The 22,281-nt window shown below is 38.6% G+C and carries 19 protein-coding genes; 15 read left to right on the top strand and 4 right to left on the bottom strand.

Features of this window, described 5'->3' with window-relative positions; genetic code table 11:
- Positions 1-136 precede the first annotated feature (136 nt).
- From J2X77_RS00835 to J2X77_RS00875, 9 genes are all read left to right on the top strand, one after another.
- Positions 137-769, top strand: coding sequence for a hypothetical protein (locus tag J2X77_RS00835; protein WP_209575489.1), 633 nt, complete (start codon positions 137-139; stop codon positions 767-769).
- Positions 770-971: 202 nt separating this feature from the next.
- Positions 972-2,615 (top strand): carboxylesterase family protein, encoded by a 1,644-nt coding sequence (locus J2X77_RS00840; protein ID WP_310078522.1) that lies wholly within the window; start codon positions 972-974, stop codon positions 2,613-2,615.
- A 196-nt stretch (positions 2,616-2,811) separates the two neighbouring features.
- Positions 2,812-3,945 (top strand): NAD(P)/FAD-dependent oxidoreductase, encoded by a 1,134-nt coding sequence (locus J2X77_RS00845; RefSeq protein ID WP_310078523.1) that lies wholly within the window; start codon positions 2,812-2,814, stop codon positions 3,943-3,945.
- Positions 3,936-4,649 (top strand): methyltransferase domain-containing protein, encoded by a 714-nt coding sequence (locus J2X77_RS00850; RefSeq protein WP_310078524.1) that lies wholly within the window; start codon positions 3,936-3,938, stop codon positions 4,647-4,649. Before J2X77_RS00845 ends, J2X77_RS00850 begins: the two co-directional genes overlap by 10 nt.
- A complete protein-coding gene (locus J2X77_RS00855) occupies positions 4,646-5,698 on the top strand; it encodes a 3-oxoacyl-[acyl-carrier-protein] synthase III C-terminal domain-containing protein (protein ID WP_209575481.1) in 1,053 nt (350 codons plus the stop codon). The genes J2X77_RS00850 and J2X77_RS00855 overlap by 4 nt, the downstream gene beginning before the upstream one ends.
- Positions 5,699-5,708: 10 nt before the next feature.
- Positions 5,709-6,152, top strand: a complete 444-nt coding sequence (locus tag J2X77_RS00860; RefSeq protein WP_209575478.1) for a 3-hydroxyacyl-ACP dehydratase FabZ family protein — start codon at positions 5,709-5,711, stop codon at positions 6,150-6,152.
- Positions 6,149-7,420, top strand: coding sequence for a beta-ketoacyl synthase (locus J2X77_RS00865; RefSeq protein ID WP_209575475.1), 1,272 nt, complete (start codon positions 6,149-6,151; stop codon positions 7,418-7,420). Before J2X77_RS00860 ends, J2X77_RS00865 begins: the two co-directional genes overlap by 4 nt.
- Before the next feature lie 4 nt (positions 7,421-7,424).
- Positions 7,425-7,679 carry an acyl carrier protein gene (locus tag J2X77_RS00870; protein ID WP_209575473.1) on the top strand — a complete coding sequence of 85 codons (255 nt, stop codon included), beginning with the start codon at positions 7,425-7,427 and terminating at the stop codon, positions 7,677-7,679.
- The gene (locus tag J2X77_RS00875) at positions 7,676-8,182 is read left to right on the top strand and encodes a 4'-phosphopantetheinyl transferase superfamily protein (protein WP_209575470.1); all 507 of its coding nucleotides are present in this window, start codon (positions 7,676-7,678) and stop codon (positions 8,180-8,182) included. Before J2X77_RS00870 ends, J2X77_RS00875 begins: the two co-directional genes overlap by 4 nt.
- A gap of 187 nt (positions 8,183-8,369) precedes the next feature.
- Here J2X77_RS00875 and J2X77_RS00880 read toward each other — a convergent pair whose 3' ends face one another.
- The 3 genes from J2X77_RS00880 to J2X77_RS00890 all read right to left on the bottom strand — a co-directional run bounded on the left by J2X77_RS00880 (position 8,370) and on the right by J2X77_RS00890 (position 12,030).
- Entirely contained in the window at positions 8,370-9,428 is a 1,059-nt protein-coding gene (locus J2X77_RS00880; protein ID WP_209575468.1) for an alpha/beta hydrolase, read from the bottom strand.
- A 382-nt stretch (positions 9,429-9,810) separates the two neighbouring features.
- Positions 9,811-11,118 carry a serine hydrolase domain-containing protein gene (locus J2X77_RS00885; RefSeq protein WP_310078525.1) on the bottom strand — a complete coding sequence of 436 codons (1,308 nt, stop codon included), beginning with the start codon at positions 11,116-11,118 and terminating at the stop codon, positions 9,811-9,813.
- A 225-nt stretch (positions 11,119-11,343) separates the two neighbouring features.
- A complete protein-coding gene (locus tag J2X77_RS00890; RefSeq protein WP_310078526.1) occupies positions 11,344-12,030 on the bottom strand; it encodes a hypothetical protein in 687 nt (228 codons plus the stop codon).
- Positions 12,031-12,233: 203 nt separating this feature from the next.
- Between J2X77_RS00890 and J2X77_RS00895 the strand changes: the two genes are divergently transcribed.
- A complete protein-coding gene (locus tag J2X77_RS00895; protein ID WP_310078527.1) occupies positions 12,234-13,046 on the top strand; it encodes a class I SAM-dependent methyltransferase in 813 nt (270 codons plus the stop codon).
- Between the two features lie 27 nt (positions 13,047-13,073).
- Here the strand turns inward: J2X77_RS00895 and J2X77_RS00900 are convergent, their stop codons facing one another.
- The gene (locus J2X77_RS00900; protein ID WP_310078528.1) at positions 13,074-13,490 is read right to left on the bottom strand and encodes a DUF1801 domain-containing protein; all 417 of its coding nucleotides are present in this window, start codon (positions 13,488-13,490) and stop codon (positions 13,074-13,076) included.
- Between the two features lie 294 nt (positions 13,491-13,784).
- Here J2X77_RS00900 and J2X77_RS00905 point away from each other — a divergent pair, with 294 nt between their 5' ends.
- The 5 genes from J2X77_RS00905 (at position 13,785) to J2X77_RS00925 (ending at position 22,277) form a co-directional block, all read left to right on the top strand.
- A complete protein-coding gene (locus J2X77_RS00905; RefSeq protein ID WP_310078529.1) occupies positions 13,785-14,336 on the top strand; it encodes a sigma-70 family RNA polymerase sigma factor in 552 nt (183 codons plus the stop codon).
- A 67-nt stretch (positions 14,337-14,403) separates the two neighbouring features.
- Positions 14,404-15,531 (top strand): FecR domain-containing protein, encoded by a 1,128-nt coding sequence (locus J2X77_RS00910; RefSeq protein ID WP_310078530.1) that lies wholly within the window; start codon positions 14,404-14,406, stop codon positions 15,529-15,531.
- A gap of 77 nt (positions 15,532-15,608) precedes the next feature.
- Positions 15,609-18,959, top strand: coding sequence for a SusC/RagA family TonB-linked outer membrane protein (locus tag J2X77_RS00915; protein ID WP_310078531.1), 3,351 nt, complete (start codon positions 15,609-15,611; stop codon positions 18,957-18,959).
- 14 nt (positions 18,960-18,973) lie between these two features.
- Positions 18,974-20,851, top strand: a complete 1,878-nt coding sequence (locus J2X77_RS00920; RefSeq protein WP_209575459.1) for a RagB/SusD family nutrient uptake outer membrane protein — start codon at positions 18,974-18,976, stop codon at positions 20,849-20,851.
- A gap of 304 nt (positions 20,852-21,155) precedes the next feature.
- Positions 21,156-22,277, top strand: coding sequence for a VWA domain-containing protein (locus tag J2X77_RS00925; protein ID WP_310078532.1), 1,122 nt, complete (start codon positions 21,156-21,158; stop codon positions 22,275-22,277).
- The last annotated feature ends 4 nt before the right edge of the window (positions 22,278-22,281 follow it).

A 22,281-nucleotide genomic window follows, 5' to 3' on the forward strand; every position in this document is an offset into this window, starting at 1 on the left:
AATACGCATTTAAATACTAGTGTATAAATCAATAAAAAGTAGAACTTAACGAAGTTAAAGTACGATATACCGAAAGTCGACATGATGATCAATATTAATGAAATAATGCTAGTTTAAAATAGTTAATTTTAATGTTATGAAAGCGAAATTGTCATATTTAACAAAAATGAGTGTGCTAGGGACGAAAAACTTAGTCAAATATTATTTGCTTACTATCGTTTCTACTATGCTTTACATTGTGATCGGCAGTTTTCAATTTATGAACAGCGATAATGCTTTTTTTTCAATTTCCAATCATACGCAGACGATTACAAAATCCCTTTGGTTGATCGGATTAATCTTGCTTCCTATATTACTCTTTGTTTTTAGTAACAAATATGTCTTTTCAAAAATTGCAAGTCTCGTCGTTTTAGAGAGACGGGACGATCTTATTCTCCCCATAGTGGATAAAGTGTTGCTCATTTTTCAATCCAATCAGCCCGATATTATCCAAAATGCGGCTAATTATTCATTCGCAAAACTTAAATTGATCGATGAATTAAAGCGCAACAAAATCGAGAGCCCTTGGGTGAGCCGCATTGTTGTTTTTGGTCTGAGCAAAGTGAAGTTTGATAGCCTGGATTTGGAGAATAATGATAGCTTTTATGAAATCTTAAGGTCTAAGTTTGTGACTGCACTTGAGACGCTGACCGAATCGAACAATAGACCATTTTGGATATCTTTTCTTGCTCAATGGCTTATTTTGTTTTTTGTATGTTTCATCAAATGAATTAGACTGTCCTTATAGAATCCCCTTTTATTAAGCTGAATGAGGACCATCGTCTTTAAGCATGTTGCTAAGATCATTTGATGCTAATTTTTTCTATCCTTTTTTTTATCTATTAATAAATAATAGATATTCACCTTGTTATAGATTTTATTTTGTATTTTGACTAACCAACAACACTATGCCGCTTTAAATGGAGGTCATCATGAAAAATATTTTTTTTACTTTTTTTGCTTTATTAACTGCTTCAATTGTTTATGCTCAGATGCCTCGGGTAAAGGTGGAAGAAGGAATATTGGAGGGAATTGTCCTACCAAGTGGGGTACAATCTTTTCGAGGAATTCCTTTTGCAAAACCGCCAGTGGGTGTCCTTAGATGGAAAGAACCTCAGCCCGCTGAACATTGGTCTGGCATTCGAAAGGCCGATCATTTTGGCTATTCTCCCATGCAGAAGCCGATCTATGGGGATATGCGTTTTCGGTCGCCAGGAATAAGCGAAGACTGTCTTTATTTGAATGTCTGGCGCCCGACTTCCATTGGACCTGGTAAGCTTCCAGTTTTAGTCTATTTTTACGGTGGCGGATTCAATGCTGGCGATGGGTCAGAAAGTCGTTATGATGGTGAAAGTTTTGCAAAAGAAGGGCTTATTGTCGTTACCATCAACTATCGTCTTGGTATTTTTGGTTTTTTTGCGCATCCTGCGTTGACGGAAGAGTCGCCGACACACGCGTCTGGAAACTATGGATTGCTCGATCAGCATGCCGCTTTAGTTTGGGTTAGAAAAAATATAGCTGCATTTGGCGGGAATCCCGATGAAATTACCATTGGCGGTGAGTCTGCTGGGAGCATGTCTGTGTCGGCTCAAATGGCGAGTCCGCTGTCAAAAGGACTGTTTAGGCGCGCGATAGGCCAAAGCGGAAGTATTTTTAATCTGAGGTACGGTACGGCCTCTATTGCCGAGCAAGAGCAACAGGGGGTGGCTTTCGCTACCCGTATTAAAGCTGATGGACTTGATAAGCTTAGGGAAATTCCTGCCGCCGAACTACTTGATAAAGCGAGTGACCCAGGGGCTTTTACAGCCCGTTTGATTGTTGATGGCTATTTTCTGCCTAAATCTCCTCTAGCCATTTTTGAGGATGGGGAGCAGTCAAGAGTTCCACTACTGGCCGGGTGGACATCTACGGAAGTGCCATATACAGCTTATATGGGTAAATTTTATCCATCTCCCGAGAATTATGAGGAATTGGTAAGAGCTCAATATGGCGTAAATGCCGACGAAGCACTCGAGCTTTATCCCGGAAGGACTGATACACAGGTTATTAAGTCCGCAACTGCACTAGCAAGTGATAATTTTATCGTTTATAGCACCTGGAAATGGCTTGACCTGCAAAGAAAGAGTAGCGGACAGCCAACCTTCGTTTATATATTTGGTAAGCCGCGTCCACCTATGCGGCCCATCTACAGCGATGTACAATCTGGGCTCGCTGGGGGAATCACAAAAAAATTGAATCAAGAACAGAAGGAGAAGAATCCTCCGCCTATATCGGGAGCATTTCATGCGAGTGATATCGAATATTTATTAGGAAATCTCCAGAGCAATGATGTGTTTGCCTGGTCGGAGGCTGATTACAGGGTGTCAAGACTTGGTCAGCAGTATTTTATTAATTTTATCAAAACCGGGGATCCAAACGGTAAGGGCCTTGCTATTTGGCCAAAAACAACCGCAAAAGATAAGCGTATGAATATTTTGAATCTAAATATCGATACGAAATCATCTACTGAAGAATTTCGGGATAGATATCTCTTTCTGGATAAATTTTTTGTTGATCATGAACACACATCAAGATAGATTTATAGATCTGTTAATTTTACAGGAACAGATAAATACGTTTTTTTGATGAATAATCAGACTAGGTAAAAAACTATTTATCATTACTAGGTGTTATCATTGAAAATTTTCGTAAAAGACGTTATTGTCCATATAGTGAGGACATAATTTGTAGGAAATTATGACTCTAATTTTCTGCTTGAATAAATTTTGATGTATGAACATAAATCCTGATGTGGTTATTATTGGTGGTGGTCTGGCGGGACTCACAAGTGCATTACATCTCTCTAAGAAAGGATTCAAAGTTACTTTAATTGAAAAACACGATTACCCACGTCATAAAGTCTGCGGAGAATATTTGTCGAATGAGGTCTTACCTTATTTGGAATGGCTGGAAGTCGACGTGGAAACTTTATTACCTACACATATTCGAGAGTTTAAATTCACTACAGCAGATGGAAAGATGAATAAGATTAAATTGCCGCTCGGGGGCATTGGTGTCAGTCGCTATCTGTTGGACGATTTGTTGTATCAACAGACAAAGCGTAATGGTTGTGAGATTATCATTGCGACCGTGACGGGTATATCATTCAATAACGATACATTTGATGTTTCTTGTCAGGATTATACTTTAAATTCGAAAATTGTACTAGGAGCCTTTGGGAAACGCGGTAATATTGATCAGCTTTTATCTCGTGATTTTATGAAGAAAAAATCCCCTTGGATAGCTGTTAAAGCACATTATTACGCGGATTTTCCAAGCGACCTTATTACATTACATCATTTTAAAGGCGGATATTGTGGTATTTCTAAAGTGGAAGATAGCCAGGTAAATATGTGTTATTTGGCCGATTTAGATACCTTTAAACGATACAAAAATATCGAAGATTTTCAAAAGTATGTCTTGTCTAAAAACAGACATCTCAAGTGCTTTTTTGAACATAGTAAACTAATTTTTGATAAACCACTGACCATTAGTCAGTTTTCATTTGATAAGAAATCAGCCGTAGAAGACCATATTCTTATGATTGGTGATACGGCCGGCCTTATTCATCCATTCTGCGGCAATGGGATGGCAATGGCAATACATGGTGCTAAAATAGCTTCCGAGCTCATTATAGATTACTATCATGGACATATACACTCACGTAATCAATTGGAAAAGGCATATGTCAGCCAATGGAATAGGACCTTTAAAAAGCGTTTGTTGTTCGGACGACTTTTATCGCGTATACTACGTCACAAAGTAGGTATCGCAGTATTAATGAAAACGGTCATATTTTTTCCTAAACTCTTAAGCTTGATAATTAAAGAGACCCATGGTAATGCAAGCGAAATAAAATGGCGATAGATTTAACACAGAGAACCTCGGAAAATGAAATCATGGACGATTTTCTACTCGAAGGCGATGAACTTCGTGGCGCACTGGATCAGATCTCCAAAATCAATCGCTTTCTAGGGGGAAACAGTATCACGCTAGATGGTGTAAAAAAAATGCTTTCCAATGATAATTCAAACCATCCAATAAGGATTGTCGATATCGGATGTGGTAATGGAGATATGCTTCGTATGCTAAGTGATTATGCTGATAATAAGGGTATTCAATTTGAATTATTCGGTTTAGATGCAAATCGGTATACCATCAATCATGCTCGGTCCTTATCTAAAAATTATACTAACATAACGTATGTGTGCGCTGATATTTTTGAAGAAGATTTTGAAGACCTTAGTTTTCACATCGTTTTGTGTACGCTAACCATCCACCATTTTAACGATGAAAACATACTGAACCTGATAGCGAGACTGATCAAAATGTCAAAGTTAGGAATTATCATCAACGACCTACATAGGAGTAAAATTGCTTATCGACTTTTTCAAACAATTGCTGTTGTTTTCAGGTTAAACAGAATGACAAGAGAAGATGGACTTATCTCCATACGACGCGGATTTAAAAAGGATGAGCTTGTACAATTCGCAAAGAAATTACATTTAGAAAATTATACTGTCCAATGGAAATGGGCTTTCCGATACCAGTGGATTATTTCCAATATATGAATGTTAAGATAATACATGTTGCAAAACAACTGCCTAATTACTCCTGTGTTACAGCGGAGATACTCCCAATGTTGGATGTTTGGCTGGAAGGACAGGATTCCCGTTTTATTAAGAAGGTTAAGAAGCTGTTCGAAGGCTCGGCAGTGGAAAAGCGATATGCCATTATGAATCCGATCGATGTCTTTACTTCAACATCCTTTGAAGAAAAGAATAACGTATTCTGCCGGCAAGCAACATCTCTCGGCGAAGAGGTACTCCGCAAAGCGCTTGAGGAAGTAGAATGGGACCCACAATCTCTAGACTATATTATTACAGTGAGCTGTACGGGGATTATGATCCCTTCGCTCGATGCTTATCTCGTTAACAAGATGAAACTCCGTCAGGATATTGTGCGTTTACCAGTCACTGAGATGGGATGTGTTGCCGGCGTTTCAGGAATAATCTATGCTAAAAATTTTCTTCAGGCCAACCCGGGTAAACGTGCAGCGGTAATTTCCGTAGAAGCGCCAACAGCGACTTTTCAACTGGAAGATTTTTCGATGTCTAATATCGTCAGTGCCGCAATATTTGGAGATGGTGCGGCTTGCTGCCTGCTTTCCTCGTACGATTCCGACTGTGGGCCTGCAATCCTTGACCAAGAGATGTACCATTTTTATGATGCCGAAGATATTATGGGTTTTAAGCTAACAAACACTGGTATGAAGATGATACTTGATGTAGAAGTTCCCAATGTGATTGCTTCCCATTTCGGAGCAGTAATACATCCATTTCTTAATAAAAATAATTTGGAAATCGACGCCATTGATTACATGATTTTTCATCCCGGCGGAAAAAAGATCGTGGCGACAATTGAACAGATTTTTGCTGAATTTGATAAAGATATTAACGATACTAAAGCAATATTGTCGGAATATGGCAATATGTCCAGTGCTACTGTATTATATGTGCTTGAACGTATCATGAAACGTAACCCTAAGGCCGGTGAATTAGGATTGATGCTGAGTTTTGGGCCAGGGTTTTCGGCACAGCGCGTTTTATTACAATGGTAACCAAAAAATTATGAACGTAGATTTGAAAGATATACTATCAAAATTGCCTTACAGAGACCCCTTTTTATTTGTCAATGAGTTGATTTATGTTGATGCAGAAGGTATTGTGGGTAACTATACTTTTAATGAAGATCTGGAGTTTTATAGAGGCCATTTTTATGAAAAAGCGATTACTCCGGGTGTTATTTTGATCGAAACAATGGCTCAGATAGGTTTAGCTTGTTTGGGGATTTTTCTGTTAAATAAAGAGTTGACGCATGGCTCGGCAATAGCACTGACGTCGACCGAAATACAATTTTTAAAACCGGTGTATCCAAAGGAGAAAGTTACTGTGTTTTCAAAAAAAATATATTTTAGGTTTGGTAAATTAAAATGCGAGGTAATCATGAAAAATGAAGCTGGGCAGGAGGTTTGCAAAGGGATATTGGCAGGCATGATTACGGAAGAGCTATGAAAAGAGTAGTCATTACAGGAATTGGTGTTGTTTCCCCAAATGGAGTGGGAGTACCTGCTTTTACACAGGCTATTAGGGATGGCGTATCCGGAATTAGACATGATGAGAGATTGGAAAAATTGCAGTTTTCTTGCCAGATTGCTGGAATGCCACAGTTGTCGGAAGAGCTAAAAAAGAAATATTTCACCGAACTGGAATTAAGAGGATTTAATAGTACAGGCATATTATACGGTGTGATCGCCGGAATGGAAGCATGGACAAACGCGGGGCTCCCTATTACTTCGAATTCCGTGCCTGATTGGGATAGTGGAACTGTATTTGGTTCAGGGACTTCGGGTATCGATAAATTTCGGGAAAGCATTTATAAAATCGATGATTTGCAAACCCGCAGATTGGGGAGTACGGTTGTAGCCCAGACCATGAACAGTGGGATTAGTGCTTACTTAGGAGGAAAATTGGGTCTCGGTAATCAGGTGACAACGAATTCATCTGCCTGTGCTACGGGAACTGAAGCAATTCTGATGGGTTATGATCGGATTAGATCCGGAAGAGCAAAACGCATGCTCGCAGGGAGTACAGGAGATAGTGGACCTTACATTTGGGGCGGTTTTGATGCACTGCGTGTCTGTAGTTCACAATATAATGCCCATCCTACGCAAGGTTCCAGACCTATGAGTGCAACAGCCGCCGGATTCGTTCCTGGTAGTGGGGCTGGAGCCTTATTGTTGGAAGATTTGGAAAGTGCGCTAGAGCGAAAAGCAACTATATATGCAGAATTATTGGGTGGCCACGTAAATTCTGGCGGACAACGCGGAACGGGAAGTATGACAGCCCCTAATGCGGATGCTGTGCGGAGATGTATTCAGGAGGCGCTAAAAAATGCAAATATCTCGGGCTTAGACATCGATGCTATAAATGGACATTTAACGGCAACTACCAAAGATGCTTTTGAAATAGAAAACTGGACCATAGCTCTGAATCGCAAGGGTAAAGATTTTCCATGGATAAACTCTCTAAAGGGAATGACTGGGCACTGTCTCAGTGCGGCGGGTAGCATAGAGAGCGTGGCGACGGTTTTGCAGTTATACCATGGATTTTTATTTGGAAACAGTAATTGCTCTAATCTACATCCGGAGATTGCTGCATTGATACATTCAACACGTATCCCTTTAAAGACTCTTGATGTCAAGACTAACATCATTGCCAAGGCAAGTTTTGGATTTGGTGATGTTAATGCTTGTCTAATATTTAAGAATTTTAATAACTAAACTGATGAATAGAGAAGAATTGATCCATGCTTTAAAGCTAATCATATCACCATACACTACAAACCAAGAAGCTTTCGGAAAGCTTAATGAAGCGACCGATTTTATGCGTGATCTGCAAATTAACTCGGCCAATTTGGTTGATATTGTCCTAGATATTGAAGAAAAGTTCGATATATTGATTGAAAATCCTGATATGGAACGTATGCTAAATGTTGGTGCTGCGGTCGATATTATCGAAAGCAAATTGAAAGACAAATGATCGGTAATGATGTGATTGACCTAGTTAAGTCCAGAAATGATAGTAATTGGAGACGTCAGGGATTTGTCTCAAAACTATTTAATACGCATGAAAGGATTTTGATTGAGAACAGCCAGAATCCCGAAATCGAAGTTTGGCTCCTATGGAGCATGAAAGAGGCTGCCTATAAGATATGGAATAGACAAACAGGAATCAGAATGTATATGCCTAAAAGACTCCGATGTTCAGTTATTGAATCGTCTCCTTGTTACGCTGTTGGTGAAGTTGCCTGTGAGGGAAATCGGTATTACACTGAGACTTTTATTTGTTCAGATTTTATACATACCATAGCGGTTGAGGAGTTAATTTATTTGGAACATATTTTAGAAATCACAAGAGATGAAATCTCTAAAGATTCATTTGGAATTCCGGGCATTAGCATAAAAGATCAAAATGTTGTCTTACCGGTGTCCGTAAGTAACCACGGACGTTTTGAACGGATAGTTACGATCAAAAAATTATAAGGCGTATTGAAAAAGACACACTCAGTTGACAACGTTGAATAGGTAAAATATTTCAAATAGAGCATATCTTTAATATTGGATTATATTGTTCTAATGCCATTTTTAATTTTCGGGAATTTTGTTTATTCAACTTCTTGATTAATAGTTTCTTTCCGGTGTGTCTACATCTAGACTAAGAACACCTTATTCATTGTACTTGAATGGACTCTTCCCTTAGCATTTGTTTAAACTTGGGATTTCGTATATAGCTACTAAAGGCGTGACTCGACATTCCAGTGAAATCGGTCGTAGAAAAAATGGCGTAATTTTTCTTAAGGGCATTAAAACTGTCTGCTTTATATCCAAGATCAGTTGGGTTAAGTTTATTAGATAAGAATCCGAAAAACTTTTTCAACATCTTGTCAGTACCGTTTATCGTGATATGTATTTTCTTAACCTGTGGGCTCAGTTCCACAAATTTTTTTGTGTCGCTTAGTGTATCTGTATACTGAAACTCGGAGAGTCCTATTGCCGGCGCGAGCATAATGCATGTAATTCTGTTTTTGTTTTCCAGCAAAGGCTTTGCCCGCTCGATATCAACATTGTGAATATCTTTTGCCTGTGCGGAAAATGAACTGTTGAATTCCGGATTTGAAATTGCACTCATCACTACAGATGCACCCCGACTGTGTGAGATAATGTAAACATCTTTATTAGACATATTATTTAGAATTCTCCTTAAACCAAATTCACCAGCCATTTGGCTGAAAGATGCTGCTGAAAACCAGTTTTTCGCTGATCGAAAAGGCGAGGTCGATCGTAAACCATCCCAATAAAATCGAATGATTTCATCGGTTTTAGGATTTGTAACGATATGATCGGAAATATATTTATATTGTTTTAAAACTGATTCTTCATCAGCATTGAAGCCATGGACTAAAATGAATACACGTTTTTTTGGTGCAATACGTTTAGACAAACGCAGCATGTTACCGCGTTCAAAAGCGAGTAATTGTTCGCGGTCACCTCTGTCGGTGGCAATTTTCATAAGCGAATAAGGATCTCGAGCAGCTTTATTGGAAGGAATGCCATAATTCTTCTTCCAATTGTCGGGGTAGAAATTACCATTTTGATCCACAAATGAGTACCATAAGTTAGGATCTACGCCGGTATTGGGGGTAGCCGAATCGGGAAGATTATGGATAAGGCCACACGAAGTGAACAAGCTGATAACGATGATAATATAGAAAAAATACCTTTTGTTCATCTGATTTATTTTCTACTATTCCTGAATTTAATTTTTAACTAGGATCCAATGGCTACTAGATTGGATATATTTTCACAAAAAAGCGATTTGTTGTAATATAGTCATTATTTTGGATAGCCAAAAGTAGGCTTGTATTTTTGAACGGTTAATGTTTGCTGAAATTTAGCGGTACCAAGCTACAAATCATTTCTTTGTGATTAAATAAAGCTTGTTGCGTTAGTTGGCTTTCTTCGGTTCCTAATCTATCTGTTGCAATATCTTATGATTTAGTATACGTTATATCGGATCTAACGCTGGACCCGATATAGGTGTAATTTAACTTTTTTCTTTAAGGTTTCAAATAATAGATTAAAATCGTTATTCTAGCAGCATGCATAGCGTTTCATTCATTTCTATTGGATCGTGGGAAAACTTCCTTAACTCCACCTTTTGTTAAAATAATGGAATTGTAGCCATATGTTTTGTCTTCAACAAACTCGATCGTTCTGTCGTTGTCGTCTGCTCTGAAAAATTTTGTTTTAGACTCGGGAATGAGTTCAATATCCGCATCATTATAATAGAGTTTGCCACCAATTTTTAATATCCGTATTTTTCCATACTCACCTACATAGTTATTGTATATGGTCGTATCTATTTTGGCGCGATGATGTTTGTAGGGCATTTCTACTTCTTTACAAAAGGCAATTGCTGAAAGTCCGTAACCTATGATATGGGAGGCTGAGCCGTTATTAGAAAGGACAGTGACAAAGAGTTTGTCGTCAGTAAATCGATTAAAAGAAGTCATTGTCCCAAAGAATCCTCCGTCATGTGCAATTAAATAATGTCCGTGATTATAAAATGGATTGATGATGAATCCATAGCCCCAATTTTCGGAGTTATATGGTGTAAACATTTTTTCCTTCATCGCGGCTGATAGGATCGTTGTTTCATAAAGTGCTTGGTCCCAAATGGCTAGATCTTCCACGGTTGAATAAATACCGTCGTGACCTAGGTTGATCTCCCAGTTGATATAGGGGTTATGGATAAAGCCTTCGTCATTATGATAATATACTTTTGCTTTTTTCGTCACGATGGATTCATTGTTACTAACTCCGGTGTTATTCATCTCAGCTTTATCAAATATATTTTTCTTTAAAAAAGTAGCGTAATGCTCACCGGAGACTTTTTCAATAATCTTTGCTAACAAATAATAACCGATATTACTATAGGCGCTATTTGTTCCCGGTGAGAATTCGAAAGGAATTTTCTTGATGGCGGCATAAGCAGAATCGCGACTTATGCTGCTCAACGCGATTTCTTTGAAACCCATAGCAAGTCCGGAGCTGTGTGACAGCAACATGTGGATGCTGATACTATCGGCTTTTGGATAATCGGGGAAAAATTTACTGAGTTTATCATTTAGGGATAACCGCCCATTGTCGACGAGCTGTAAAATAGCGGCTGCGGTAAATTGTTTTGTGACGGATGCCAACTGGAATTTAGTGTCTAACGTGTTTTTTATATTCCATTCATAATCTGCCAAACCGTAGGCTTTTTTTAATAAAATAGCGCCATTTTTCATAACAAGAACTGTTCCACTAAAATTATTTACATCAGCTTGTGCCTGCATATAGGCTGCAAGCTTGGCTGATGTTTTTTCTTGGGCTACAAGAAAAACTGGACAAAGCATAAGTAGGATTAAAAGCTTCATAATGTATTGTATAAATAATTATGGAGCAATGTTACTGTTTAATAAAATAGTGTGATTGTATTTTTGTAAACCTGCTAAATAAAAATCCATTTTATCTGGCTCCGTTCAAGATTAGCTATTTTGGAAAAGAAAACTTTTGGCGTAAATCCCGTTAATTTTTTAAAATCTCTAATCATGTGGGACTGATCGAAATAATCCAGGTTATAAGACAAACCTATTTTGCTGCTATCTTCGAGGTGGCTTTGAATCGCAGCTCGAAATCTGATGATTATTTTTGAATTGGGAGGGGGTTTTACAGATATGTTGATCAAATTGCTTATTTATGGTTGTTCTCGATCTTCTTGTTTTTATCGAAAATTCTGACATTGATTGATTGAGGTTGCTTGTATCCAGCATTTTGGTAATTATGTTTTCCAGCAACGCATTTTCAAATGGCCAAAATTTTGATATCCAATAGTGTTCTAATGCCTTGATTCGCTCGTCCTGGTCGTCTATGGAAAGGATGGATCTCATAGCATCTTTATAATCCAGGTGTGGGTTAAAATCGGGAAATGTTCCGCTGTTATAATCGCTTAAATCATTGGGTATAAAAGCATTTATCCCAAGAGGTTTGAAGTAAGTGGTAATTTCATTTATTTTCCCCTCGTAACGCACTAAAACAGGTCCATTAAAATTGCATACAAGGTTTGTTTCTATCGAATTGGATGGAAAATGCTTCGTAATCACCTTATTTGGGCTTACCATCGTTTGGGTCTGCTCACTTATCGTCACAATGGTGTAAATACTCGGAAACGTAAAATATGCCGTTGCTTTTTCTTCGTCAGTTTTCTCAAGTATATAGAAGCATTCAATATATTTTTTTAGGAGTAAGCTCTCTGGTCTATATATTTTTATCGTCATCTCTTTCTTCATGTAAATAGGCGTTGTTTTTGCCTCATCCTTTTAAACTTGGAGGTATTTGATAATCGATTTAAATATAGAGAACCTTTATGATAATTTTCACCAAGCTTTATTTCTTAAAATACTTATTTTTAGATTGAGGAAACGATAAATCCGATAGAAATTGATTTTTATTGTAATTTAGTAGGTAATTAACCGTTTAATTAAAAAACAAAATGAACGATTTGAACCCGGAAGAGAATTACATCGCAATAAACAAACACTCGTGGAATAACAGAACGGATACGCATTTAAAATCAGATTTTTACAATCTAACAGGATTTTTAAAAGGGGAGACTTCACTAAATTCAATTGAATTAGCATTATTGGGTGATATCAGTGGGAAAAAAATATTACACTTACAATGTCATTTCGGACAAGATACAATTTCTTTGAGTAGACTTGGCGCAAAAGTTACTGGTGTTGACCTATCTGACAAGGCTATAGAAAGCGCCCGCGAAATTGCGAAAGATATGCATGCTGATGTGCAGTTTATCTGTTGTGATCTGTATGAGCTTGAAAATCATCTTGATGAAAAATTTGATCTAGTCTTTACAAGTTACGGAACGATTACTTGGTTACCTGATTTAGATAAATGGGCGAAAATAATTTCACGTTTCTTGAAACCGAAAGGGAAGTTTATTTTTGTCGAGTTTCATCCAGTTGTTTGGATGTTCGATGACAATTTTGATAAAATTGGCTATAATTATTTTAATATTGCTCCAATTGTTGAAACAGAGCAGGGAACCTATGCCGATAAAGATGCTGCTATTTCGCAGTCCTATGTCACCTGGAATCATAGTATGAGTGAGGTCGTTGGTGCTTTACTTCATAATGGGCTGAACATACAAGACCTGAACGAATTTGACTATTCACCTTATCCTATTTTTAAAAACATGACAGAGCTAGAACCTAAAAAATTCAGAATAGCCCATTTGGGAAACAAGATTCCGATGGTCTACGCTATTGTTGCGCGTAAAAGTGAATAAATAAAATTCTGGGAACCGACCTGATACTTATTTCTTTCTCAAATAACGATTTATCATGGGGCTAAAATCTATTTTGGATGAAACCTGAATATGTTCTGCCAATACTGAGGCGGGAAATTCATCCAAAGTTTTGAAATTGATACAGCCTTTTTGAAATTTGGCCTTGGGTAATTTTAATTTTAGTTCTTCCATTAATTCGGGGTTAGTGTAGATAACCAAGGAATGGAATGAAATGTAATTCTTTGCGACTGTTAGCCCGTATTTAAATACGCCCTGTTCATTAAAGCTAATCGCATTAGGGTTTGACATGAATTTTCCAAAGCTCTCGGAAACGGTATTGTCATTTTCTGTTATCGCTTTCCGGAATTGACGGATTACCTGTTGCTCAGTGTCGGAAAGTGTATTGATATACTGATCTATTTCCAATAATATTTGATCATCCATATGGGCTTGTCATTGTTAGCTAAAAATATTCAATTTTCTTGATTTAGATGCATCTATTCTTAAAAAAGATTCGAAAGCTTATGGCTAAGGATTGCTTAAAAGAAATTATTCAGGATTTTCTCGCGGTGGTATGATTCTGTGGCTGCCCTAATATCGTGTTGTGAACGTATTTTGTATCGATTCGGACCTATTGTTGTACTATGACATTTATAGGAAGTTCCGTTTAGATTTTATATATTGCATCTATCAATTTTAAACCAACATTTAATTTCTCAACAATATAAATCTTCAGTTATGTGCAATAGTAGTCTTGAGGATCTTTTTCTTTTGGTGAAAGAGTCGAATGAAGATGCATTTGACGAACTTTATCATCGAACTTGGGAAAAATTGTATGAAATTGCTCTCAGACGCCTGCAACATGAAAATACAGCAAAAGAAGTTATTCAGGATCTTTACATTGATTTATGGGAGAAGCGGCATCGCAAAACAATTCAAGATGTCGATCATTACCTTTGCCAAGCCGTCCGTTTTAAAGTGATTGACAGGTTTCGAAAGGAAAAGAGATATTTTGAAGAATTAGAAACAATGGTTGAAGAGCTAAGCGATGGATCAACCGCCGATGGCAACTATATTCAAACTGAATTAGAATCTATACTGCATAACTGGATTGCACGTATGCCACAAAAACGCAGAGAAATATTCTTGCTTCGTTACAATGAGGATAAAACTGTTAAGGAAATTGCGAAATTATTAGGTCTATCGACGAAAACTGTTCAAAATCAATTGCTTAATACAACAAATGCACTTAAGCTTCTAATCCAAAAAATTCTTTTTATGTTTTTTTAATTTTTTTTTGGGAATTATCATTAGTCACAACGACATATAAGAAAGGAACCAATATAAACCATCTTATATGTCTGAAAGGAAACGTCATGTTCGCACAGTCTTAAAAGATCTTCTCGATCGGTATATTTCGGGAGATACCAATCCTGAAGAACGACAATTTGTTGAATACCTGTACGATGCAATGGACAGGGAGGGAGAATTGCAAAATGATATGGACCGCATCGGAGAGGAGATTAAAGAAAAGGTTCATCATCGTATTAAAAAGCGTACTTTAAGTTTTCATATACCCAAAATAGGGTATGCTGCAGCAAGCATTATGATCCTTTTTGGGATATTTATATCCTATAGGCTCATCGATAATTCAAAAACAAGTGAAAAAGTTCTTCATGTCACTAATCATAATCCGTCGTTAATAATCGGGAAAGAGAAACGGTTTGATTTGTTAGATACCTTGCCGCAAGGAGCTCATTACACGACCATCAATGATGAAAAAGTACTAGCATTAAGCACGGTTGCCAATGGGACAGATTTGGGGAAACTGCGCATAGAAAATCCTTCGAGAAATGTATTTTCTGTTTTACTGAACGATAGCACACAAGTGTGGCTTAATTACTTGGCAACGATTGAACTTGAACCTGATTTTAATAAGAATAACCGTTCTGTCCATATTACTGGGGAGGTTTATTTTGATGTTCATAAACAATATTCTGCAGGTAAAAGGATTCCGTTTTCAGTCCACTCTGCCTTGCAGACCATTGAGGTATTGGGAACAAAATTCAATGTAAATACATCGGGCAATTCCGAAGAAAATGTATTGCTTACAGAAGGGAGTATTCGTCTTACGCATAATCGCTATGGAACACAGGTACTTATTAAGCCGGGGCAGCAGGCTTTTTTGGAAAAAGATAAACCTAAAATCTTACTTATTCAATCTGAAAATATCGAAAAAGCAAATGCCTGGCGCAAAGGTTTGTTTTATTTTGATAATGAGAAGCTCGCTGAAGTTGCTCTTGAATTTGAACAATGGTACGGAATTCCAATTGTTATAGATTCAAAAATTGCAGGACTTCCCATTACAGGAATGATCAGCAGATATGAAAATATCAGCGAGGTTTTGGCAATCATTAAGATGACCAATAATATAAACTATATAGAAAGGAAAGGAACAATATATGTAACAGAAGCAAATCCATAAAAAATTAGGAATGCTGCTACATTCCTAATCGCGCCTTAACGGCTTTTGGTAATGATCAATTATTAATCAATTTTCAAATGTATAAATTACTTATGACATCCCGCAAACAAAATAAGTTTGCACGCAATTTTTTGTGCCTTTTTTTTGGCAGCCTTGTCTGGTTATTTAGCTCGGCCAAGCCAATCTTTGATGTACAGAAAAACATAACAATCGATTTTAATAATATTCCGGTTAAGCAGGTCTTTAAAGAGTTAAATAGTAAAACCGGTTTAAAATTTATTTATTCCCCAAATGACATCGACGACTCGAAGCGTATATCCATGACATTTAGAGAGCAGCCGATAAAGACTGTTCTAGATAAGATCTTTTCAAGTTTAAAGATTTCTTACACGTTAAATGACAATACAATTATTGTGAAGCGTGGCCTTCAACAAGCTTCAATACAAGAAGGCCGCGTCATTGCGGGTCGGGTTCTTAATAAGCGACAGACGGCCCTGGCAAATGCTACTGTCGCGACAGGCCTTGGCAAGAATAGCACATCGACAGATGACCAAGGTCAGTTTACACTCAAGCTAGACCCGCAGGACAGTTATTTTGTGGTTAGTCTTGTCGGCTATGTAAGTCAGCGTGTACCACTCAAGACAAACGGAGAATATACGGTGATATTAGCTGATAGTATCAGCGCACTGGACGAGGTCGTTGTTGTCGGTTTTGGTACCCAAAGGCGTGCCTCTGTGGTAGGGGCGATCACGACGATAGAACCCAAACGCTTGCAAATAGGAACATCTCGTTCTATGAGTAACAATCTTGCTGGACAGCTTGCTGGTATCATTGCCGTACAGCGATCCGGAGAACCGGGTTACGATAATTCAAACTTTTGGATACGTGGCATCAGTACTTTCGGTGGAAGCAGAAGCCCATTGATTCTTGTGGACGGTGTGGAGCGGTCTTTGGACAATATGGACCCCGAAGAAATTGAATCGTTTTCGATATTGAAGGACGCGGCAGCGAGTGCAGTTTATGGTGTAAGGGGGGCAAATGGAGTGATTTTGATCAATACAAAGAGAGGAAAAGTAGGTAAACCCAATGTTTCTGCTCGTTTTGAGCAGGGGATCACATCACCAGTACAGCTACCTAAATTTGTTGGTGCGGCTGATTATTTGGAGGTAATGAATAGCATTCGGGAGGAACGTGGGGAGCAAGGTTTATATTCGAAAGAGCGGATCGAAAATATCCGTAATCATACGGATCCAGACCTCTATCCGGATGTCAATTGGTTGGACGCAGTACTTCGGGACAAAGCTGGAAATTCACGGGCGAATGTTAGTGTCAACGGAGGATCTGATATTTTGCGTTATTCCTTAGTAACTTCATATTATCGGGAAGGTGGATTGATCGAACGCGATGAAAAACAGGCTTGGAATTCATCTTCACGGTTAAACCGGTATAATGTGCGTTCCAATGTAGATATCAATGTGAGCCCAACCACTCTCTTCCGGTTGAATATTGGTGGATATCTCCAAGATAGAACAAGAGCTCCCCAAAGTGTTGATGAGCTATTTCAGGAGGCTTTCACGATCCCTCCGTATGTACACCCTACCATCTATTCGTCTGGTGAAATACCTCGGACACCCCAGCGGACAAACCCTTGGGCATTGGCGACTCAACGCGGATATGAACGTATTAGCGCGAGTAAAATCGAATCTTTATTTGCAGTAGAACAGGACTTATCGTTTTGGTTAAAGGGATTAAAGGCTCGGGGGCTTTTTTCCTTTGATAGATACTCTAACACCTCGGTCGTTAGGAGTAAAAGCCCCGATTACTATAATCCAGCTATCGGAAGGGACGAAAATGGAAAATTAAGGTTAGTCATTGATAGTTATGGACAGGAATTTTTAGGCTATGAAAAAAATTCAGACTGGGGCGATAAGAGCATGTATCTTGAGGGAGCTATTAACTATGTTCAATCTTTTGGTGGCCATAACGTAGAGGGAATGTTTTTATACAATCTGCGAAATTACGATAATGGAGATCTTTTGCCTTATCGGAATCAAGGAATCGCAGGTAGATTTTCATACAATTATAGCAACAGATATATTGGGGAATTTAATTTTGGTTATAATGGATCCGAAAACTTTGCTCCAGGAAAACGTTATGGATTCTTTCCTTCCTTTGCTTTAGGCTGGTATATTTCCGAAGAACCTTTTATGGAGCATCTTAAAAATACATTTTCCAAAATCAAACTGCGCGGATCTTATGGATTGGTGGGGAATGATAAGTTAGATGGTCGTCGGTTTGCCTATATCACAACCATTAATGAGACCGGTGGATATTCATGGGGACTAAATAACGATTTTAAACGCAGTGGTCGTATGGAAGGTGATCAAGGTAACAGTGGACTTACTTGGGAAACAGTTGCTAAATCCAATATCGGTTTCGAGCTAGGCTTATGGAAAGCACTGGAATTTCAGCTTGACTTATTTCATGAGGACCGGAAAAATATATTTATGCAACGTCGTTCTATACCCGGTTCGAGTGGTTTTACCAATGCGCCCTGGGCAAATTTTGGACGCGTAAACAATAAAGGTATCGATATGTCGCTTGAATTGAACAAGCAATTAAATCCAAACCTATTCCTTTCTGTTCGGAGCACATTTACTTATGCCTTAAACAAGATTTTAGAACAGGACGAACCTAGCGCAGTGATCGGTACCTCAAGGTCTTCTACGGGAAAGCCAATCGGCCAACTGTTTGGCTTTATTGACGAAGGCCTATTTACTGATGCAGATTTTTCAGATATTGCTAATGGTACTCTTCGATCAGATATACCAAGACATACTTTTGGACCAGTGCGTCCCGGTGATATCAGATATCGGGATTTGAATGGTGATGGTGTGGTAGATGCCCTCGATAGAACTGCTATCGGTGGAACGGAGGATCCACAGATTGTATTTGGCTTCGGATCCAACCTAAGGTACAAAGCTGTTGATTTTGGGTTCTTTTTTCAGGGAGTCTCTCGAACTTACAGGATCATTGGTGGTTCAAATTTTATTCCCGGAAGTGCCAACGGAGCAATGGGTAATATTTTCGACAATGTTTCCGATAGATGGACCTTGGATAATCCTAGACAGGACGTTTTCTATCCACGGCTTTCTGACTATCAAAGTGCGAATAATAATTTGGCCTCCACTTGGTGGCTTAGAGATATGAGTTTTGTAAGACTACGTAATATTGAAGTGGGATATAGCTTACCATCAAAAATTCTTGATCATCTCGCTATCCGTAATTTTAGAATATTTCTGCGCGGCAATAATCTGTTGACAGTGAGTGGTTTTAAGCTTTGGGATCCAGAGCTTGGGGTTAATAATGGTATGCGCTATCCGATCATGAAATCTGTTTCCATGGGATTGGAATTGAATTTTAAATAGAAATAACCTATACAATGAAGACTATAAAATATAATGTTACCCGTATATTACTGCTTGTTGCGCTGGGTTTTACAGCGACCTCTTGTTCGAAATATTTGGACAAGAGCCCTGATGATCAACTTACTTTAGATATGATTTTTAAAGACAAAACCAGAACAGAGGACTGGCTGGCAGGAATATATAGCAATGTACCAGATCCATATTGGGGAAATACGCGAACACTTGGCTGGGATCCACTTTCGGATGATATGGCACCGTCTACGGGCTGGGAGCAATTTGGCTGGTCAGTTATAGGGATGCAGACCGGCAATTGGAATCCCAGTACTTCATGGGATCCTAATTATTGGGTTGAACTTCCCAAACGTATTCGTTCAGCTTATATTTTTCTGGACAATGTAAAACCAAACCCTGCGCAGTTGGTGACCGAGGAGGAAGTAAATCTTATGAAAGCTGAGGCTCGCTTTATGATCGCTTATTATTATACACTTCTGCTAGAAACCTATGGTGCTATACCGTTCCATCTTGGATTGACCGATCCGAATGCGTCGGCCGAAGAATTGATGATTGGACAGACACCATTTGATCAGGTCGTGCAATGGGCAGAAAAGGAGCTATTGGATTTGTCTGCTATTTTACCCGCTAAATATAGTGCCGCTCAGAAATATGGTCGCGCGACGTCTATTATGTGCTTGGCAGTCAGAGCTCGTCTTCTACTATTTGCTGCAAGCTCATTAGTCAATGGTAACACCGCATACACCGGTTTTGTAAATAATAAAGGAGAAACCATATTCAATGGAAACTATAGTGTAGATAAATGGAAAACTGCAGCAGCGGCTTCAAAATTACTATTGGAAAAAGCAGAATCAGCTGGTCATAAATTATATATTGAGTATAATGCTGATGGGTCTATAGATCCGTTTCTCTCTTATCAAAATATGTTGTTTAGAAGACCTCAAGATGGGAATGAGGAGATTCTTTTTGCTCGTCCTGATTGCAATATCTGGGAATATGATAGGCACGCACAACCAAGAGGTACTGGGGGAAACGGGGGACTGGGAATTACACAATCCTTAGTGGATGCCTTTTTCATGGAGAATGGTCGGAAGATTGATGACCCATTATCGGGATATCAGGAAAAAGGATTCTCAAAGACCGCAGAAGTGCGAAATACACGCTGGGCTGAATCTCAGGGAAACGGAAAGGTGACTTTGGAAGGCACTTATAATATGTATACCCATCGTGAACCACGATTTTATATTTCGGTTCTGTATAATGGTGCTTGGTATAGAAGAGAAAATCGGACAACCGAATTCTATAGTGGTAACTGGGATGGGGGACCTACGCATGACGCCCCACAAAATGGGTACCTTGTGCGTAAGAAAGTCCATCCAGATCACGACCCCCGCAATGGAACAAATCCCTATAGACCAGGAATACTTTATCGACTTGGCGAAGTGTATCTGAACTATGCCGAAGCATTAAATGAGTCCGAGGCTAATCATCCTGATATATTAAAGTATGTCAATTTGATAAGGGTGCGCGCAGGCGTACCACAATATGGTGTAGGAAAGGATGCTTTACCAGTACCATCTTCGCAGGAGGCAATGCGTAAAGCAATCCGAGATGAGCGACGGGTAGAACTAAATAATGAAGGTATCCGGTATCGTGATGTGCGACGCTGGAAAATTGGTGAAGCTGTGTTAAATGGAAATTTCTATGGAATGAATTTTTCTGGTACAGAAAAGGATGACAATGAATCTAACCCAAAAGCATTTTTCAAACGCTCAGTTTATCAAAAGCGCATGTTTACAGCAAAGAATTATTGGTTCCCAATTCCACAAACGGAGATAGATAAGAATCCAAATTTGGTCCAGAACCCGGGTTGGAAGTAGTAATTAGGACTATTTAATTTGTGATTAGGAATCCATATGCTGCTTAGCTTATTTGCTAAGCAGCATCTTTTATTTTGGAGATGCCCCTACAACCACATGTGACAAAATTAGGTATCAGTGTGCTGGATATAGGGATAGACCTTCATTTCTTTTCTATAATAGCTATTATAAAGTCATACTATAGCCAGTTTTTAAAGTTAAATCTACATTTAGCACGCATAAGGATTATTATTTTGTAAATTCATCCTACAAAGCGTTCGATAGCAATTTTTAATCGCTTTTTTATATTAAATAAAAGGAATGGATGAAAAGCAAGAAACGAAATAAAGGTTTTCTCTTTAGGCAATTTGAAGAGCCGTTTCAGACGCCTTTTGATAAATTATTTGACATTTTTAAAGAACTGATTACCCATACTTCCGGTGATTTTGATGAAGCTATTGATTGGCTTAGGCAGTTGGATAAAGAGTTTAAGCTTACGACCCCTGCATACACGATAGACGATTTCATTGCGGATCTGAAAGATAAAGGATACATCAGAGAAAAAGTTGAATTTGATGGCGAAGGCGGTGTAGATATTACCTCAAAACTTGAGAAGGCCTTGCGGCAGCACGCCTTGGACCAAATTTTCGGAAAGATGCGGAGAGGAAGGTCTGGCAATCATAAAACAAATCGCCAAGGGCGGAGCGACGAAAATATGGGTGATTTCCGCAACTATCAGTATGGCGATGGTCTAGAGAAGATAATTTTGACGGAGAGTTTGAAAAATGCACAAATCAATCATGGAATAGGAGAGTTTGCTTTATCTGAAAATGATCTTGTTGTTGAGGATACGCAGTTCAAATCACAAATGAGTACAGTGCTGATGATTGATATTAGCCACAGTATGATTTTGTATGGAGAAGATAGGATAACACCTGCAAAAAAAGTGGCGATGGCTTTGTCGGAACTTATTTTGACCCGTTATCCGAAAGACTCACTTGACGTCATTGTTTTCGGAAACGATGCATGGCCTATTGCGATAAAAGATCTGCCTTATCTGCAAGTTGGACCATTTCATACCAATACGGTCGCAGGCTTAAAGCTAGCGATGGACTTACTACGGCGAAAGCGGCATGCGAATAAGCAAATATTTATGATAACCGACGGCAAACCGAGCTGTTTAAATATGCCGGACGGCACTTACTATAAAAATCCTATGGGTTTGGATCCTTTTATCACCAGCAAATGCTATAGTATGGCTGCGCAAGCCCGAAAGTTGGGGATACCAATTACAACCTTTATGATTGCTACAGATCCTTATCTACAGCAATTTGTCGACGAGTTTACAGCTTCAAATCAAGGGAAGGCTTTTTACACGGGACTTGGGGATTTAGGTGAAATGATCTTTGAGGATTACGAAGAAAATCGAAAAAAAAGAATACGATAAGAAT

It is taken from the genome of Sphingobacterium sp. 2149 (genome assembly GCF_031455655.1).
Classification (GTDB): Bacteria; Bacteroidota; Bacteroidia; order Sphingobacteriales; family Sphingobacteriaceae; genus Sphingobacterium.

What these genes read in the sequence shown, in the direction of transcription:
- J2X77_RS00905 (WP_310078529.1), top strand. Translation starts at nt 13,785, where the DNA reads ATGTGCAATAGTAGTCTTGAGGATCTTTTTCTTTTGGTGAAAGAGTCG.
- J2X77_RS00890 (WP_310078526.1), bottom strand. Translation starts at nt 12,030, where the DNA reads ATGAAGAAAGAGATGACGATAAAAATATATAGACCAGAGAGCTTACTC.
- J2X77_RS00910 (WP_310078530.1), top strand. Translation starts at nt 14,404, where the DNA reads ATGTCTGAAAGGAAACGTCATGTTCGCACAGTCTTAAAAGATCTTCTC.
- J2X77_RS00865 (WP_209575475.1), top strand. Translation starts at nt 6,149, where the DNA reads ATGAAAAGAGTAGTCATTACAGGAATTGGTGTTGTTTCCCCAAATGGA.
- J2X77_RS00840 (WP_310078522.1), top strand. Translation starts at nt 972, where the DNA reads ATGAAAAATATTTTTTTTACTTTTTTTGCTTTATTAACTGCTTCAATT.
- J2X77_RS00915 (WP_310078531.1), top strand. Translation starts at nt 15,609, where the DNA reads ATGTATAAATTACTTATGACATCCCGCAAACAAAATAAGTTTGCACGC.
- J2X77_RS00835 (WP_209575489.1), top strand. Translation starts at nt 137, where the DNA reads ATGAAAGCGAAATTGTCATATTTAACAAAAATGAGTGTGCTAGGGACG.
- J2X77_RS00900 (WP_310078528.1), bottom strand. Translation starts at nt 13,490, where the DNA reads ATGGATGATCAAATATTATTGGAAATAGATCAGTATATCAATACACTT.
- J2X77_RS00895 (WP_310078527.1), top strand. Translation starts at nt 12,234, where the DNA reads ATGAACGATTTGAACCCGGAAGAGAATTACATCGCAATAAACAAACAC.
- J2X77_RS00855 (WP_209575481.1), top strand. Translation starts at nt 4,646, where the DNA reads ATGAATGTTAAGATAATACATGTTGCAAAACAACTGCCTAATTACTCC.
- J2X77_RS00880 (WP_209575468.1), bottom strand. Translation starts at nt 9,428, where the DNA reads ATGAACAAAAGGTATTTTTTCTATATTATCATCGTTATCAGCTTGTTC.
- J2X77_RS00885 (WP_310078525.1), bottom strand. Translation starts at nt 11,118, where the DNA reads ATGAAGCTTTTAATCCTACTTATGCTTTGTCCAGTTTTTCTTGTAGCC.
- J2X77_RS00870 (WP_209575473.1), top strand. Translation starts at nt 7,425, where the DNA reads ATGAATAGAGAAGAATTGATCCATGCTTTAAAGCTAATCATATCACCA.
- J2X77_RS00860 (WP_209575478.1), top strand. Translation starts at nt 5,709, where the DNA reads ATGAACGTAGATTTGAAAGATATACTATCAAAATTGCCTTACAGAGAC.
- J2X77_RS00920 (WP_209575459.1), top strand. Translation starts at nt 18,974, where the DNA reads ATGAAGACTATAAAATATAATGTTACCCGTATATTACTGCTTGTTGCG.
- J2X77_RS00925 (WP_310078532.1), top strand. Translation starts at nt 21,156, where the DNA reads ATGAAAAGCAAGAAACGAAATAAAGGTTTTCTCTTTAGGCAATTTGAA.
- J2X77_RS00850 (WP_310078524.1), top strand. Translation starts at nt 3,936, where the DNA reads ATGGCGATAGATTTAACACAGAGAACCTCGGAAAATGAAATCATGGAC.
- J2X77_RS00875 (WP_209575470.1), top strand. Translation starts at nt 7,676, where the DNA reads ATGATCGGTAATGATGTGATTGACCTAGTTAAGTCCAGAAATGATAGT.
- J2X77_RS00845 (WP_310078523.1), top strand. Translation starts at nt 2,812, where the DNA reads ATGAACATAAATCCTGATGTGGTTATTATTGGTGGTGGTCTGGCGGGA.